The organism is Xanthomonas sp. BRIP62418, assembly GCF_003993495.1.
Taxonomy (GTDB): Bacteria; Pseudomonadota; Gammaproteobacteria; order Xanthomonadales; family Xanthomonadaceae; genus Xanthomonas; species Xanthomonas euroxanthea.
Genome location: NZ_QEZG01000028.1, coordinates 82,453 through 98,635, shown reverse-complemented (window position 1 = coordinate 98,635; position 16,183 = coordinate 82,453). Strand labels below are relative to the sequence as shown.

Here is a 16,183-nt window from a genome sequence, read left to right as displayed (position 1 = left end):
AGAAAGAAATGCGGCGGCACCTTGGTCAACCCTGTCGTACGGTCTGTGGATGATCTGCGGCATCGAGTTGCACGAACCAGAGGCAAGCATGTCGCCTCGCGCAAGCTGAGTTCATGGCACCGGCTGACAGGCCGTTCCACATCCGCTGCGCCACCAATGTCACAGCACGCCCGGCGCAAACTGTGCCAGAACCGTGACAGTGCGCCTGACGCAAGCCACTGCCATCACTGCAGTGCTTGCTGCTACGACATGGTGCGTCGCACCAGTACGCTGGCATGGCGTTTGCTCTTTCCCTCTCGACGTTTTCCGACGTCCGCGACGCAACTGGCGGGTGCAACGCCGGCGCTGCGGGATGTTTCAACCGACTGGTTGTTCAATCGAGAGGGGTAGACGCACATGCACCAATCTTCCTGCCGCAGCCTGCGCAGCAGTGTGCTGCTCATGCTTGCGCTGAGCGCCGCGCTGGCCGGCTGTAAAAAAGAGGCCGCCACCGAGACCGCTGCGCCGGCATCGGCCGCTGCACCCGCCGCTGCGCCACCGGCCGCCGCCGTGGTCGATACCGATGGCGAGTTCACTACCAATGCCAGCAACCCGGACAACTGGGGTGGCATCGGGCGCGACTTCGCGCTCACCCGGCACAGCCCGCTGGCCGAGATCAATCGCGACAACGTCAAGAACCTGAAGATGTCGTGGGAAATGAAGACCGATGCCACGCGCGGCCACGAAGGCCAGCCGCTGGTGATCGGCAGCATCATGTACATGGTCAGCGCGTATCCGAACAACGTGTTCGCCATCGACCTGGCGGCGCAGGACGACGGCGGCAAGGTGCTGTGGAAATACACCCCGCAGCAGGACGAGCGCTCGGTGGCGGTGGCGTGCTGCGATACGGTCAACCGCGGCGCCTCGTATGCCGATGGCAAGCTGGTGTTCGGCAGCCTGAGCGGCGATGTGATCGCACTCGATGCCAAGACCGGCAAGGAAGTGTGGAAACAGAAACTCGCGCACCCGGACAAGGGCGAGACCATCACCATGGCGCCGATCATCGCCGACGGCAAGGTGGTGGCCGGCATCAGCGGCAACGAGTTCGGCGTGCTCGGGCGCGTGGCCGCCTACAACCTGGCCGATGGCAAGCAGTCCTGGTCCTGCGATGCGGCCGGCACCGACAAGGCGATCTGCCTGGGTGCGGATTTCAACAAGGCCAATCCGCAGCACGGGCAGCTCGGCGATCTGGGCGTCAAGACCTTTCCCAACGACGAATGGAAGCGTGGTGGCGGTGCGGCCTGGGGCTGGTACAGCTACGACCCGAAATTGAAGCTACTGTATTACGGCACCGGCAATCCCGGCCTGTGGAGCCCGTCGTATCGCTGCGGCAAGACCTCGCAGGAGGAATGCAACAACGGCGAGCATGACAACAAGTGGTCGATGACGCTGTTCGCGCGCAAGATCGATACCGGCGAAGCGGTGTGGGGTTATCAAAAGACCCCGTTCGACCAGTGGGATTACGACGGCATCAACGAGCCAATCCTGGTGGACCTGAGCATCGACGGCAAGCAGGTGCCCTCGGTGGTGCAGTTCGATCGCAACGGCTTTGCCTACGTACTCGATCGTCGCGACGGCACCTTGCTGCGCGCGCACAAGTTCGTGCCGGCCAACTGGGCCGAACGCATCGACATGAAGACCGGCCGCCCGGTCAAGGTGGCCGCGCATTCGCCGCTGGAACGCGGCAGGAAAGTGCAGGCCTTTCCCTCGGCCATGGGCGGCAAGGACCAGCAGCCGTGCTCGGTGGATCCGGCCAACTCCGCAGTGTTCTTCTGCGGCACCAACAACTGGCACATGGAGCTGGAACCGCAGGAGCGCGGCAACACCATGATGGGCCTGCCCTACGTGTTCGCCAACGTGATGATGAAGCCCAACGAGCCCGGTGCGCTGGGCATCGTCAAGGCCTTCGATGTGGTGGAAGGCAAATCCAAGTGGGAGATCAAGGAGAAGTTCCCGGTGTGGAGCGGCACCCTGGTCACCGATGGCGGGCTGGTGTTCTACGGCACGCTGGACGGCTGGTTCCGTGCGGTGGACAAGGACACCGGCAAGAAGCTGTGGGAGATGAAGCTGCCCTCCGGCATCATCGGCAACCCGATCGCCTACAAGGCCAACGGGCACCAGTACGTGGCGGTGTTCTCCGGCATCGGTGGCTGGATCGGCCTGCCGGTGGCCGCAGGTCTGGATCCGTCCGATCCGTATGGCGCGCTGGGGGCTGCGGGGCTGGCGTTCGGCGCCGGTTTCGACAAGATCCCGCTCGGCGGCATGGTGCACAGCTTCCGTATCGATGGTGCGGGCAAGACCGTGACCGCCGGTACCACCGCCACCGCAGCGGCAGGCGGCGGCGCGGCCAACGCCGTCGCGAAGACCGCACGATGAGATCCACGCAAGGCGTTGGACGCACACGTCGGCAGAGCTGTGCCGGCGTGCGCGGCATGCCCCGGCATCTACGCAAGATGCTGGTGGTTTGCAGCCTCGGACTCGTCGCCGCAGGCTGCACACGCGAGCCGTCCTCACCGACGGCTCGCGCTTCTGATTCCGCAGCGGCGCCCACAGCGGCGGCTGCCTCCAGTGCACTGCCGGCTTCGGCGCAATCGACGGCAAGCACGCCACCGCCTGCACCCGATCCCGCGGTGCTGCGCGTGTGTGCCGACCCGGGCAACATGCCGTTGTCCAACAAAGCCGGCGAAGGCTTTCAAAACAAGATTGCGCAGGTGGTGGCCGAGGCCATGGGCCGTCGCCTGGAATACGAGTGGCGCACCTACTACCAGCGCGGGCTGGCGCGCAGCACCATCACTGCCGGCCGCTGCGACGTGCTGATGGACCTCAACAGCGACTTCGAGCAGGGCCTGACCACGCGCCCGCTGTATCGCTCGGCGTATGTGCTGGTGACGCGCAAGGGCCTGGATCTGCTGCCGACCTCGCTGGACGACCCGGCGCTGAAGAAGCTGCGGCTGGGCGTGTTCCAGAGTTCGCCCGCACGCCAGGCCCTGTACGAGCACGGCATCAGCGGCGAGGTGCAGTACCTGTTCTACGACTCGGCCACCGCGCCGGAAGAACATCCCGGCAAGCTGGTCGAACGCGTCGCCGCCAATGAACTGGATGCGGCCGAATCCTGGGGCCCGGTGGCCGGCTACTACGCCCAGCGCAACGGCCTGGGCGTGGTGCCGCTCAATACCATCGACGATGCGGTGCTGGAGTATTCGATGGCATGGGCGGTGTCACGCAAGAATGCGCAGCTGCGCGATGCCCTGAACACGGCGATGCAGCAGAGCGCGGCAAACATCGCGCAGATCCTGCGCAGCTATCACGTGCCGCTGGTGCGCTGCAGTGAGTGCGTGGTGAGCGGCGATCTGGCCGCGCATGGGCCGTATGCGACGCCGACGCCAGTGTCCAAGGCGCCAAGCCCGGCCGCATCCTCGCAGCAACTGGCGCAGCTGCAACTGCGCATCGCCGACGGTGCCGACCCGAACCAGGAGCTGGCGCATGCGCTGGATGCCGGCGATGGCGTGCGGGTGGCGTGGTTGTTGCGGCATGGCGCCGATGTCAATCGGCCCAACCTGCTTGGCGAGCCGCCGTTGCACCAGGCCATCCGCAATCAGGAACCGGAGCTGGTCGGTCTGTTGCTCAATGCCGGTGCAGCCCTGGATGCACGCGATGCCAGTGGCTGGACCGCGTTGATGAAAGCCGCATGGGCCAACGATGCCGACAGTGTGGCCAGGTTGCTCGGCAAGCGTGCGTCGGTGGACACCGTCTCCGGCGATGGCTGGAGCGCGCTGGAGCTGGCGGTGGCCTACGCCGATGTCGGCGTGGTGCAGGCATTGCTGAAGGCGGGGGCGGACGTGCGACGTGCCAATCCCGCCGGCTTCACCCCGGTGATGTTTGCGGTGGCGCGCGAGGACCCGGCGATTCTCGATGCGGTGCTGGCCGGCGGCGCCGAGGTCGGCCACGCGAATCAGGCTGGCGTCACCGCATTGATGCTGGCCGCCGCGGCCGGGCGCGAGGCGGTGGCCAGGCGCTTGCTGGCGGCCGGCGCAGACCCGTCCGCACGCAATCGCGACGGCAAGACCGCCGCCGCATTGGCGCAGGCACGCGGCGATAGCGCGCTGGCCGCGCTGCTCACCCAGGCCAGGCACCCATCCCGGCAATGACTGTGTCACCCGCCGCGCGCACGGGGTGCGTGGTGTTCCCTCCGACCAGAAAGGTTCGTTCATGCGCAAGTCCACCGTGGGTTGTTCCGATCGTTCCATGCGCGCACCGCTGTGCGCGGTGATGCTCAGCGTCGTGCTCGCCGCCTGCGGCAAGCCGGCACCGCCGCCCGCGCCCGAGGCGGCCGCTGCCAGTCCACCTGCGCCGGCCACCACCGGCGCCGCCGCGCCGGCGCCCGCAGCGGCGCCCGCCGGGATGCCCAACCCGGCCGCCGGGCCTGCACCGGATCCGGCCACCCCGCCCGCAGCGCCGGCCACCGTCGTGGCGATCCCGAAGGGGCCGGAGGTCAAGGTCACTCCCGAACTGATCGCCGAAGGCAAGAAGATCTATTTCTCGGCCGGCTGCAATGCCTGCCATGGCGGCACCGGTGGCGGCGGCATGTGCCCGCCGTTGACCAACGACATCTGGGTGTATGGCAGCGACGACGACACCTTGCGTACGCTGATCAGCGAGGGCACCGCCGCGATGATCACCCACGGCAAGACCCGCATCGGGCATGAGAAGGTGGTCGGGCAGATGCCGCCGTTCGCGCCGGTGCTCAAGCCGGGCGACACCGAGAAACTGCTCGCCTTCATCCATTCGATCAACAAGACCGCGGGCAAGGCGCAATGAGGCCAGCGCCCATCGGGTGGCAGCGCGTCCTGGCGACCACCGCGCTGGGCGTGCTGCTGGGCCTGGCCGGTTGCCGGCGCGATGCGCAGCCGCCCGCGGCAAACGCTGCGCCGGCGACAACGACGAGTACGGCTCCTGCAGCAACACCGGCGCCATCGATGCCGCCGGTGTTTGCGTATGTGCCCAATCAACGCAGCGGTACGGTATCGGTGATCGATACGCACAGCGATACGATGGTGCGCACGCTCAGCGCGCAGGGGCAACTGGGCAAGCGCTTGCAGCAGGTGTTGCCGGGCCAGCACGGGCATCTGTACCTGATCGATGCCGAGCATCATCGCCTGATCGAACTGGATACCGAAAAGGACGCGGTGCTGCGCAGCGTGCAGATCGGCGAGAACGCCGAGGGCATCGCGCTGTCGCCGGACGGCAGGCAGTTCGCGGTGTGCGTGGAAGGGCAGAACCAGGTGATGTTGATCGATGCGGCTCAGTTCCGCGTGCAACAGGTGATCGCCACGCGCGGGCAGGCGCCGGAACATTGCGCCTACACGCCGGACGGGCAGTGGCTGCTCACCAGCAACGAAGGTTCCAACGACATGGACATGATCGAGCTGGCCACCCATCGATCGCGCGGTGTGGTCGCCACAAGCGGCCATCCGCGCGGCATGGCATTCGCCCCGGACGGGCACAGCGTCTACATCGCGCAGGAGACCGCCAACGTGGTGGACGTGATCGACCTGCAGACGCGCCGACGCCGCGCCAGCCTGCCGGCCGGCGTACGCACGGCGGGCGTGGCGTTGTCGGCCGATGGCACGCGGCTGTATGCGTCCAACGGCGGTGCCGGCACGGTCAGCGTGATCGATACCCAAAACGCGCGCAGGCTTGCCGAGATCGCGGTGGGGCTGCGGCCGTGGAATCCGGCGCTGACCCCGGCCGGCGACAAGCTGTATGTCGCCAACGGGCGCTCGAACACCGTGAGCGTGATCGACACCGTCGCGTTGCGCGAGATCAAACAGATCCCCGTCGGCGACCTGCCGTGGGGCGTGGTCATCGCGCGCTGAGCGGCGGCCATGCCGACGCGCGCCAGGGGGGCCGGATGAAGACACGCGCTGCGGTGGCATGGGGTCCGCACCAGCCGCTGACCATCGAAGAGGTGGACCTGCAGCCGCCGCGGCCCGGCGAGGTGCTGGTGCGCCTGGTCGCCACCGGTATCTGTCACGGCGATGCGCATGCGTTGGCGCACGGGCAGGCGAGCAGCTTTCCGGCGATCCTGGGGCAGGAGGGCGCGGGCATCGTCGAGGCAGTCGGCATCGGCGTCACCAGCGTGCAGCCCGGCGATCACGTCATCCCGCTGTACATGCCCGAATGCGGCGTGTGCAAGTTCTGCCGCTCCGGTCGCACCAACCTGTGCCAGGCGATCCGCAGCAGCCAGGAGCGCGGCCTGATGCCCGACGGCAGCAGCCGGTTCTCGTTGCACGGGCGGCCGATCCTGCACCACATGGGCACCAGCACGTTTTCCGAATACACCGTGGTGCCGGAGATCGCGGTCGCGCGGATCCCGCCGGATGCACCGCTGGATCAGGTCTGCCTGCTTGGCTGCACGGTCACCACCGGCGTCGGTGCGGTGCTCAACAGCACGCATGTGCGGCCCGGCGACTGCGTGGCGGTGTTCGGCCTGGGCGGCATCGGCCTGTCGGTGGTGCAGGGCGCGGTGCTGGCGCAGGCCGGGCGCATCATCGCGGTGGATATCGACCCGGCCAAGTTCGCGCTGGCGCGTGCCCTGGGCGCCACCGATTGCCTGGATCCGCGCGACTACGGCGCGCCGATCCAGCAGGTGATCGTGGACCTCACCGATGGCGGCGCCGACCACAGCTTCGAATGCGTGGGCGATGTCGGCGCGATGCGCGCGGCGCTGGAGTGCTGCCACAAGGGCTGGGGCGAGAGCGTCATCCTCGGCGTGGCCGACGACGCGCAGGAAATCAGCACGCGCCCGTTTCAACTGGTGACCGGGCGGGTGTGGCGCGGCAGCGCGTTCGGCGGGGTGAAAGGGCGCAGCGAGCTGCCCGGCTATGTCGCGCGCTATCTGCATGGCGATCTGCAGCTGGCCCCGTTGATCACCCGCATCCTGGCGCTGGACGACATCAATCAGGCGCTGGCGGATCTACGCGCGGCGCGTGGCATCAAATCGATCGTGCTTTATTGAGGGAGACGACATGAGGTCGACGCATCACTTACCGTGGGATCGCAGCACACCGCCGCTTCGCGTCGCACACCATCGCCGCGATGCATTGCAACGACATCGGCTTGCCTGCGCCTGCGCAGCGCTGCTGTGCGCTGGTACGATCGGCACTGCGATGGCCGAAGGCGCGCCGCAGGTGACCTGGCTGGACCGCATCGAGGTCACCGCCACACCGATTCCCGGCACTACCATCGACGCGGCGCAACTGCCGTACATGGTGCAGTCGGCCACCGATGGCGCGTTGTCACGCGGGCGCAGCAACAACCTTGGCGACCTGCTGCAGCGGCGCTTCGTCGGCGTGGATGGCAACGACGTGCAGGGCAGCGCGTTCCAGAACGATCTCACCTTCCACGGCTTTCGTGCCTCCGCCTTGCCGGGCGCCTCGCAGGGCGTGTCGGTGTATCTGGATGGGGTGCGTTTCAACGAACCGTTTGCCGACATCGTCAGCTGGGACATGCTGCCCGAGTCGGCCATCAATGCGGTGACGCTGATGCCAGGCTCCAATCCCTTGTTCGGGCCGAACACGCTCGGTGGCGCGGTGGTGCTGTCCACTGCATCGGGCCTCACCGCGCCGGGATTGCAGGGCGAAGCGAGCATCGGCAGCGGTGCGCGCAAGCGCCTGGATGCCAGTTATGGTCTCGCCAGCCAGGACGGCTGGCATGGGCTTGTCGCGGTCACCGGCTTCGACGAGAACGGCTGGCGCGATGCCTCCGAGGGTCGCCTGGGAACGGTGTTCGGCAAGCTCGGCAAGCAAGGCGAGCAGACCGACTGGAGCCTGTCGGTGCTGCACGGGCGCAGCCGCCTGATCGGCAATGGCCTGCTGCCGGATACGCGTTATACCGACGATGGCGCCGAGCCCGGCCTGTATCGTGCCGACCGCCGCGCGGTGTACACCTCGCCCGATCTCACCCGCAATCGCACTACGCTGTTCACCGCGCAACTGGACCACCGTTTCGATGCGGACACCGCCGTGCATGCACTGGCTTATTCGCGGGTGGGTCGCCGCTATACCGTCAATGGCGATATCGGTGAGGACTACGAGGAATTCGTCGAGGAATGCGCCTCCGGCTACGCTGCCGACGGCAGTGCGCTGGATGCCGAGTGCGATGTCGCGCGCGCCGATGCCGACGCCCTGCCTACCGGCGCGCTCAACACCACCCAGATGCGCCAGGAGGCGCAGGGGCTTGCGCTCAACCTGAGCAGGCAATGGGGCGCGCATGCGCTCAGCACCGGCGTGACCTTCGATCGTGGTCATGTGCGCTATCGGCAATTCGCGCGCGATGGCTGGGTGCAGCCGGACCGCTCGGTCGCTGCCGGTCCGGATGCCGGGCGTGCGTTCTTTTCCGGCGTGCGCGGCAGCACCAAGACGCTGGGCGTGTTCGTCGCCGACACCTGGGCACTGGACGCGGCCACCCATCTCAGCGCCGCAGTGCGCTGGAACCATGTGGTGGTGGACAACATTCTCTCCACTGCCGACGACGGCGACCGCCCACGCGAGCGCTTTGTCTACGCCAAGGCCAACCCGTCGTTGGGGCTGACCCATCGGCTCGCTTCGGGGCTGACGCTGTACGGCTCGGTCGCACAGAACAGCCGTGCGCCTACCGCGATCGAGCTGGGCTGCGCCGATCCCACCCAGCCGTGCCGATTGCCGACCGGCCTGCAGGCCGACCCGCGCCTGGAGCAGATCGTTTCGCGCACCTACGAACTGGGTGCGCGCTGGACACCGTCGACCGACAGCAGCGCGAGCGTGTCGGTGTACCGCGCCGACAATCGCGACGATATTTTGTTCCTGCGCGCGCCGGACACGCAGCTGGGTTACTTCGACAATGTCGGCCGCACCCGCTACCAGGGTGCGGACCTGGCGCTGCGCCTGCACAGCGGCAACTGGTACTGGTCGGCCGGCTACAGCTTTCTGGATGCGACCTACCGCAGCGATGGCGAGCTGCTGTCCGGCGAGCGCGTGATCGCCTTGCGGCCAGGCCTGCGCATCGCCGCGTTGCCGCGACACAACCTCAAGCTTGGTGTGGAATGGCAGCGCGATGCGCTGACGCTGGGCGCCGGGGTGCGTGCGGTGTCCGGGCGCGTGGCCAGCGGCAACGAGGATGGCCAGGTCGACAACGCCGAAGACGGCGAGCCCGCACCCGCGCGCATCGACATCGGCACCGCCGGCTATGCGCTGGTGGACCTGCAGGCGCGTTGGCAAGTCAGTGCGCGGCTAGCGCTGTTCGCCCGCGTCGACAACGTCTTCAACCGCCGCTATGCAACCTACGCGGCAGTGGCCGAAGACGTGTTCCCCGATGGCGAACTGGCGCGCCCGCAGGATGCGCCGGTGGAAACCGGCCCGGCGCGGTTTCTCGCACCGGGCGTACCGCGGCAGTATCTGATCGGGGTGCGTTGGGCGCTCTGATCGCAGAGGAATGGGGAATTGGGAATCGGGAATAGGTGAGTGCAGGGCGTTAGCTCTACGATTCCCCATTCAACCGGTATCCAGGCCGTGCTTGCGCAGCTTGCGATAAAGCGTATTACGGCTGATGCCCAGCGCATCGGCGGTGCGGCTGACGTTCCAGCGGTGGCGTTCGAGTTGTTGCTGCAGCACCAGGCGTTCGGCCTGGTCGAGTGCGACGCGGCCGGGCATGTCGTCGGCGGCCACCGCGCGGCCATCGACCAGGCACGGTGCGCTGCCGGCATCGACGATTTCCTGCGGCAGGTTGGGCAGGCGGATCACCCCGTCGCTGCACAATACCGCCGCCGTGCGCAGCACATTGCGCAACTGGCGCAGGTTGCCCGGCCATGCGTAGCTCAGCAGTTTGTGCATCGCTTCTTCGCTGATGCGCACGCTGTGCTCGCTGTTCTCCTCGCGCAGCAGGGTGCGGATCAGCTCGGCCTTGTCGCTGCGCTCGCGTAGCGGCGGCAGATGCAGCACCACGCCATTGAGCCGGTAATACAGATCCTCGCGAAACTCGCCAGCCGCCACCCGCTGCGCCAGATCGCGGTGGCTGGCACTGATCACGTGCAGCTCCAGCGGCACCGCGCGTTCGCTGCCCAGCGGGGTGACGCATTGTTCTTCCAGGACACGCAGCAGGCGGCTCTGCAACGGCAGCGGCATGTCGCCGATTTCGTCCAGGAACAGCGTGCCGCCGCTGGCCTGCAGCAGCTTGCCGTGGCGGCCTTCGCGCGCGGCATCGGTGAATGCGCCGCGCGCATACCCGAACAATTCGCTCTCGATCAACGCCTCGGGAATCGCCGCGCAGTTGATCGCCACGAAGGCGCCGCCGGCCCACGGCGAGCCACGATGCACCGCCTTGGCGAACTCCTCCTTGCCGGTGCCGGTATCGCCACGCAGCAGGATCGATACGCGATGTGCGGCCAGCTTCAGCGCATTGGCCAGGTTGTGGCGCATGCGCGAGTCCGAGCCGACGTGCTCGCCGGGTTGCAGTTCGGTATCGGGCGCCAGCTGCGCCGGCCCGCCCACCGCCGGCAGCGCGGGGCGCGCACGCGGCGGGCGCACCAGCGCGTAGAAACGCCGCCCGTGGCAGGCGCAGCGGATCGACCACAAGGTGCCGGCATCGCTGCCGGCGCGGTGCTCGAGGGTGTCGAAATCCAGCTGCATCACCTGCGCGATGTTGCGGCCCACCAGCTGGCTGCGATCGAGCTTGCCCAGTTGCTCCAGCACCGCCTCGTTGACTGCCAGCACGCGACCGTCGGTATCGATCGCAATCAGCGCCTCGTGCAGCAGGCCGGCGAACTCGGGCCGGCTATGGAAGCGCAGGATGAAGGCATGGCCGAACTGGTTGAGGAAATGCGAGCGCGAGATCTGCGCCGCCGACATGCTCACCAGCGCCACGGTGTGGCGCTGGGTCTGCTTGCCGTCCTGCGCATTGGGGGTGGAGGCATCCAGCACCGCCAGCAGGCCGCCGTGCGGGTCCAGGATCGGCGCGCCGCTGCACGACAGCGGCAGATGGCGGGTCAGATAATGTTCGCCGCGATGCACGCTCACCGCAGTGCGCTCGGCCGCGCAGGTGCCCAGGCCGTTGGTGCCTTGATGGCACTCGGCCCAGCTGGCGCCGCAGAACAGACCGGCCTGGCGGAATTCGCGCAGCAGGGTCGGGTCGTGCACGCTGTGCAGCACGGTCGCCTCGGCGTCGGCAAAGATCACCGCATAGCCGCTGCCGGCGATCTGCTCGTAGAGATTTTCCATCTCCACCTTGGCAATGCGCAGCACATCGCCCAGACGTTGCTGGCGCTCGCGCACGTGCAGCGCATCGTGCACCAGCGGCTCGGGGGCTGCCTCGGGCAACAAGGCGTAATCGTCCAGGCAGCGCCGCCACGAGCGCGACAGTGGTGCGGCAAGCGGCGCAATGTCGCGCAGCCGGCGGATCTGCCGGAGTGCATCCGGTTCGATCTCGGGCAGGGCGATGGACGTGGCGGCGACAACGCTTGGCTCTGACATGGGCCAGCGTTCCTCAGTGGGCGCGAAGCGTCAGTAGAGGCACAGATCGCTGCCATGCTCAAACTGCATTGCAGCAAATTGCGGTGCAGACGAGCCCCTCTCCTGCGGGAGAGGGGGCTGGGGTGAGGGTACGGTGCGAAGCCCGGTGCTGTTCAACCTGCACGAGGCTTCGCCCGTACCCTCATCCGCCCCTGCGGGGCACCTTCTCCCGAGGGGAGAAGGGCAAAGCGCTGATCAGCGGCGGTGCCGCGTCAGGGCGCGTAGCCGAACTGCTGTGTGCGCTGATAGTTGAACTGCCGAGCCCCTCATCCTACGGGAGAGGGTTGGGGTGAGGGTACGGTGCGAGGCCTTGTGCCGTTCAACCTGCACGAGGCCTCGCCCGTACCCTCATCCGCCCCTGCGGGGCACCTTCTCCCGAGGCGAGAAGGGCAAGCGCTGATCAGCGCCGATGCCGTCTCAGAGCGCGTAGCCGAACTGCTGCTTGAACTGGTCATTGAACTCGCCGAAATCGAACCGCTGATTCTGCGTGCCCGGATGCTCCACCTTCAGCGCGCCCATCAGGTTGCCCATCCGCCCGATCGTCAGCCAGTCGTAGCCGCCCTGGATGCCGTAGATCAGCCCGGCGCGGAAGGCGTCGCCGCAGCCGGTCGGATCGACCACGCGGCGCTCGTGCGCCGGCGGGATGTCGTAGGTCTTTTCCGGCGTATGCACCAGCGCGCCCTTCGGGCCCTGGGTGGTGATGTAGGCCTGCACGCGCGAGACGATGTCCTTTTCGTTCCAGCCGGTGCGTTCCTGCAGCAGGTTGGACTCGTAGTCGTTGACCACCACGTAGTCGGCCTGTTCGATGAATTGGCGCAGTTCCGGGCCGTTGAACAACGGCATCGCCTGGCCGGGATCGAAGATGAAGGGAATGCCGGCGGCAGCGAACTCTTCTGCATTCTGGATCATGCCCTCGCGCCCGTCCGGGCCGACCAGGCCCAGGGTCACGCCCGGCACGTCCTTCACATGGTTTTCGTAGCTACGCATCATCGCGCCCGGATGGAAGGCGGTGATCTGGTTGTTGTCGTGGTCGGTGGTGATGAAGGCCTGCGGGGTGAATAGCTCGTCGATGATCTTCACCCGCGACAGGTCGATGCCCAGCGCCTCGAAGTGTTCGCGATACGGGCCGAAATCCTGGCCGACGGTGCCCATCGGGATCGGCGCGCCGCCGAGCAGATGCAGGTTGTAGGCGATGTTGCCGGCGCAACCGCCGAACTCGCGGCGCATGCGCGGGACCAGGAACGACACATTCAGGATGTGCACCTTGTCCGGCAGGATGTGGTTCTTGAACTGGTCCGGAAACACCATGATGGTGTCGTAGGCGAGGGAACCACAGATCAGTGCGGACATCGAGTCGGGCCTTTGCGTTGGGAAATACCCGCCAGTTGCCGGCATGGCGGCGGGACGGCGCGAGCGCCGCGGCGCAAAGGGTAACGGCTGCGATCGATCAGGGCCACAACCGCATGCCATGCCCGGCGTGACCGGCACATGAAAACCACGCCGAAACGGCCGATTTTTCCTTGCCCGCACCGGGGGGGATTGCTAGGCTAGTGGACTTCGTTTTCTGCCCGCTTATCGACCAGTTGGTTCTGCATCGGCGACAGGGCAAGCGACTCTTTCAGGAACGGCTCCCTCGATGTTCAAGAAACTCCGCGGCATGTTCTCCAACGACCTGTCCATCGACCTGGGCACGGCCAATACGCTGATCTACGTGCGCGGACAGGGCATTGTGCTGAATGAACCTTCGGTGGTGGCGGTGCGTCAGGACCGCGCCATCGGCGGCACGCGCTCGGTGGCTGCCGTCGGCGCCGAGGCCAAGCAGATGCTCGGCCGCACCCCGGGCCACATCACCACGATCCGCCCGATGAAGGACGGCGTCATCGCCGACTTCACCTACACCGAGGCAATGCTGAAGCACTTCATCAAGAAGGTGCACAAGTCGCGCTTCCTGCGCCCGAGCCCGCGCGTGCTGGTGTGCGTGCCGGCCGGTTCCACCCAGGTCGAGCGCCGCGCCATCAAGGAATCGGCGGAAGAAGCCGGCGCGCGCGACGTCTACCTGATCGAAGAACCCATGGCCGCGGCGATCGGTGCCGGCATGCCGGTGACCGAGGCGCGCGGTTCGATGGTCATCGACATCGGCGGCGGCACCACCGAGGTGGCGGTGATCTCGCTCAACGGCATCGTCTACTCGCAGTCGGTACGCGTGGGCGGCGACCGCTTCGACGAGTCGATCACCAACTACGTGCGCCGCAACCACGGCATGCTGATCGGTGAAGCCACCGCCGAGCGCATCAAGCTGCAGATCGGCTGCGCCTACCCGCAGGACGAGGTGCAGGAGATGGAAATCTCCGGCCGCAATCTTGCCGAAGGCGTGCCGAAGATGATCAAGATCAACTCCAACGAGGTGCTCGAGGCATTGCACGAGCCGCTGTCGGGCATCATCTCGGCGGTCAAGCTGGCGCTGGAACAGACCCCGCCGGAACTGTGTGCCGACGTGGCCGAGCGCGGCATCGTGCTCACCGGTGGCGGCGCGCTGCTGCGCGACCTGGACCGCCTGATCTCCGAAGAAACCGGCCTGCACGTGCAGGTCGCCGACGACCCGCTCACCTGCGTGGCCCGCGGCGGCGGTCGCGCGCTGGAGCTGGTGGACATGCATGGCAACGAGTTCTTCGCGCCGGAGTGATGGATCCGGGAATCGGGAATCGGGAGTAGGGAATCGTGAAAGCATTCCCTGCCCGCGCTCCTGAGCGGTTGCGACGCGGTCCCGCCCATGTGAGTTTTCGCCTCAACCGTCTCGGGGGCAGCACACTGCTTCCCGATTCTCCATTCCCGATTCCCCATTCCCGGCCCTGACAGTGCCCTCCTACGCCGGTCCTCCCGTCGCCTCCCGTCCGGGCGAAGTCACCTCCACGCTGCGGCTGCTGGTCTATCTGGTGCTGGCGATCGTGCTGATCGCGCTCGATAGCCGGGGGGGCTGGCTGAGCCAGGTGCGCCTGCAGGCCAACCTGCTGATCCAGCCGATCTGGGCCGTGGCCGGGTTGCCGGGGCGGATCGGCTCGCAGGTGCGCGACAACGCCGCCACCCACGCGCAACTGGTGGAAGAAACCCGCGACCTGCGCAACCAGCTGCTGGTGGCCAATGCGCGCCTGACCCGGCTGCAGACCGCCGCGCTGGACAATGCGCAGCTGCGCGAACTGCTCAACGTGGCCGAGCGCCGCGGCCTGGACGTGCAGCTTGCGCCGATCCTGGATATCGACCTGGACCCGACCCGGCAGCGCCTGCTGCTGGATGCCGGCAGCCGCGATGGCGTGCTGATGGGCCAGGCGGTGATCGATGCCGGCGGGCTGATGGGCCAGGTGATCGAGGTGACTCCGCTGCATTCGACCGTGCTGCTGCTGACCGACCCCGACCACGCGGTGCCGGTCAGCGTGGCGCGCAACGGCGTGCGCCTGATCGTCTACGGCCGCGGCGACCGGCTGGAACTGCGCGACATCCCGCTCAGTGCCGGCGTGCAGGTGGGCGACGAGATCGTCACCTCCGGCCTCGGCGGCCGCTTTCCGGCCGGCTTCCCGGTCGGCAAGGTGTCCGAACTGCATCCGGACGACACCCACGCCTTCCTGGTCGGCGAACTGACCCCGGCCGCCAAGCTCGATCGCGGCCGCGATGTGCTGTTGCTGCGTGCAGGCAAGCCGCTACGCGTGGTGCCTGGGGCCGGGATTGGGGATTCGGGAGACGGGATTCGCAACGGCAACGGTGTCCAGGCAGCGACCACCAGCGCGCCAGCGAGCGCGCCGGTGACCGCAACACCACGCACGCCGGCGGGCGGAGTGTCCAACCCAGCGATTGATCCGGCACGCCCGACGGCCGAAGCGGCATCGGGCACTGGCGCCGCGCCGCGCCCACGGTCCGCATCGACATCTGCCACGCCCGGCGCGCAGCCGGCCCGCGCGCCAGCGTCCAGCCGCCCGGCCAGCACGCCCGCCCGCCGTCCCTCATCGACCCCATCCAACGGCTCCAATCCCGATTCCCGTCCGGCCCCGCCGCAGGGCGCGGCTTCCAACCACTCCCCAATCCCCAATCCCCAATCCCGTCCGTCTCCGCAGGAGACGGAGCAATGACCCGCATGCGCAACACCTGGATCCTGCCGGCGAGCATCCTCATCGCGCTGGTACTGGGCCTGCTGCCGCTGCCGGTGGTGGTGCAGCCGCTGCGTCCGTACTGGCTGGCGCTGGTGCTGGCGTACTGGGTGATCGAGGAGCCGGACCGGGTCGGGCTGGGCATCGCCTTCGTGGCCGGTGTGCTGGCGGACCTGCTGTATGGCGGGCTGCTCGGCGAACAGGCGCTGCGGCTGGTGATCATGACCTTCATCCTGCAGCGCTTCCGCGCGCGGATGCGCTTCTTCCCGGTCTCGCAGCAGGCGCTGGCGATCGGCGGGCTGCTGCTCAACGACCGCATCGTCTCCTCGGCGGTGCATCTGGCGGTGGGCGAGCCGACCCTGCCGTGGAGCTACTGGTGGGCGCCGCTGCTGGGCATGGCGCTGTGGCCGCCGCTGTTCGTGTTGCTGGATGCGGTACGGCTGGGCAAGCGGAGCAAGAAGTAAG

Annotated in this window: 11 protein-coding genes; 9 read left to right on the top strand and 2 right to left on the bottom strand. The window is 67.6% G+C overall.

Annotated features, from left to right (window positions below; translation table 11 throughout):
* Positions 1–396: 396 nt before the first annotated feature.
* The 6 genes from EO174_RS05390 to EO174_RS05365 all read left to right on the top strand — a co-directional run bounded on the left by EO174_RS05390 (position 397) and on the right by EO174_RS05365 (position 9,500).
* Entirely contained in the window at positions 397–2,415 is a 2,019-nt protein-coding gene (locus tag EO174_RS05390) for a methanol/ethanol family PQQ-dependent dehydrogenase (protein WP_343132541.1), read from the top strand.
* Complete coding sequence (locus tag EO174_RS05385) at positions 2,412–4,187, top strand: quinoprotein dehydrogenase-associated putative ABC transporter substrate-binding protein (protein ID WP_126942870.1); 1,776 nt, start codon at positions 2,412–2,414, stop codon at positions 4,185–4,187. Before EO174_RS05390 ends, EO174_RS05385 begins: the two co-directional genes overlap by 4 nt.
* A gap of 25 nt (positions 4,188–4,212) precedes the next feature.
* Positions 4,213–4,857, top strand: coding sequence for a c-type cytochrome (locus tag EO174_RS05380; protein WP_164739003.1), 645 nt, complete (start codon positions 4,213–4,215; stop codon positions 4,855–4,857).
* The gene (locus EO174_RS05375) at positions 4,854–5,915 is read left to right on the top strand and encodes a beta-propeller fold lactonase family protein (protein WP_126942863.1); all 1,062 of its coding nucleotides are present in this window, start codon (positions 4,854–4,856) and stop codon (positions 5,913–5,915) included. Before EO174_RS05380 ends, EO174_RS05375 begins: the two co-directional genes overlap by 4 nt.
* A 35-nt stretch (positions 5,916–5,950) precedes the next feature.
* Positions 5,951–7,057, top strand: a complete 1,107-nt coding sequence (locus EO174_RS05370) for an S-(hydroxymethyl)glutathione dehydrogenase/class III alcohol dehydrogenase (RefSeq protein WP_104583832.1) — start codon at positions 5,951–5,953, stop codon at positions 7,055–7,057.
* 151 nt (positions 7,058–7,208) lie between these two features.
* On the top strand, positions 7,209–9,500 hold the full coding sequence (locus EO174_RS05365) for a TonB-dependent receptor (protein WP_164740092.1): 2,292 nt from the start codon (positions 7,209–7,211) through the stop codon (positions 9,498–9,500).
* A 69-nt stretch (positions 9,501–9,569) separates the two neighbouring features.
* Here EO174_RS05365 and EO174_RS05360 read toward each other — a convergent pair whose 3' ends face one another.
* Together EO174_RS05360 and EO174_RS05355 are read right to left on the bottom strand one after the other, a co-directional pair.
* Positions 9,570–11,543: a sigma-54-dependent Fis family transcriptional regulator gene (locus EO174_RS05360; RefSeq protein ID WP_104583766.1), complete on the bottom strand. Its 1,974-nt coding sequence runs from the start codon at positions 11,541–11,543 to the stop codon at positions 9,570–9,572.
* A gap of 456 nt (positions 11,544–11,999) precedes the next feature.
* The gene (locus EO174_RS05355) at positions 12,000–12,932 is read right to left on the bottom strand and encodes a carbohydrate kinase family protein (protein WP_104649225.1); all 933 of its coding nucleotides are present in this window, start codon (positions 12,930–12,932) and stop codon (positions 12,000–12,002) included.
* Between the two features lie 286 nt (positions 12,933–13,218).
* Between EO174_RS05355 and EO174_RS05350 the strand changes: the two genes are divergently transcribed.
* The 3 genes from EO174_RS05350 (at position 13,219) to mreD (ending at position 16,182) form a co-directional block, all read left to right on the top strand.
* Positions 13,219–14,265 carry a rod shape-determining protein gene (locus EO174_RS05350; RefSeq protein WP_006452025.1) on the top strand — a complete coding sequence of 349 codons (1,047 nt, stop codon included), beginning with the start codon at positions 13,219–13,221 and terminating at the stop codon, positions 14,263–14,265.
* Positions 14,266–14,437: 172 nt separating this feature from the next.
* Positions 14,438–15,700, top strand: a complete 1,263-nt coding sequence (gene mreC, locus EO174_RS05345) for a rod shape-determining protein MreC (protein WP_126942857.1) — start codon at positions 14,438–14,440, stop codon at positions 15,698–15,700.
* Positions 15,697–16,182, top strand: a complete 486-nt coding sequence (gene mreD / locus EO174_RS05340; RefSeq protein ID WP_104583769.1) for a rod shape-determining protein MreD — start codon at positions 15,697–15,699, stop codon at positions 16,180–16,182. The genes mreC and mreD overlap by 4 nt, the downstream gene beginning before the upstream one ends.
* Position 16,183 lies beyond the last annotated feature (1 nt).

Coding starts and splice junctions, on each gene's coding strand:
- EO174_RS05355 (WP_104649225.1), bottom strand. CDS start 12,932: ATGTCCGCACTGATCTGTGGTTCCCTCGCCTACGACACCATCATGGTG.
- EO174_RS05360 (WP_104583766.1), bottom strand. CDS start 11,543: ATGTCAGAGCCAAGCGTTGTCGCCGCCACGTCCATCGCCCTGCCCGAG.
- EO174_RS05365 (WP_164740092.1), top strand. CDS start 7,209: ATGGCCGAAGGCGCGCCGCAGGTGACCTGGCTGGACCGCATCGAGGTC.
- EO174_RS05370 (WP_104583832.1), top strand. CDS start 5,951: ATGAAGACACGCGCTGCGGTGGCATGGGGTCCGCACCAGCCGCTGACC.
- mreD (WP_104583769.1), top strand. CDS start 15,697: ATGACCCGCATGCGCAACACCTGGATCCTGCCGGCGAGCATCCTCATC.
- EO174_RS05390 (WP_343132541.1), top strand. CDS start 397: ATGCACCAATCTTCCTGCCGCAGCCTGCGCAGCAGTGTGCTGCTCATG.
- EO174_RS05350 (WP_006452025.1), top strand. CDS start 13,219: ATGTTCAAGAAACTCCGCGGCATGTTCTCCAACGACCTGTCCATCGAC.
- EO174_RS05375 (WP_126942863.1), top strand. CDS start 4,854: ATGAGGCCAGCGCCCATCGGGTGGCAGCGCGTCCTGGCGACCACCGCG.
- EO174_RS05385 (WP_126942870.1), top strand. CDS start 2,412: ATGAGATCCACGCAAGGCGTTGGACGCACACGTCGGCAGAGCTGTGCC.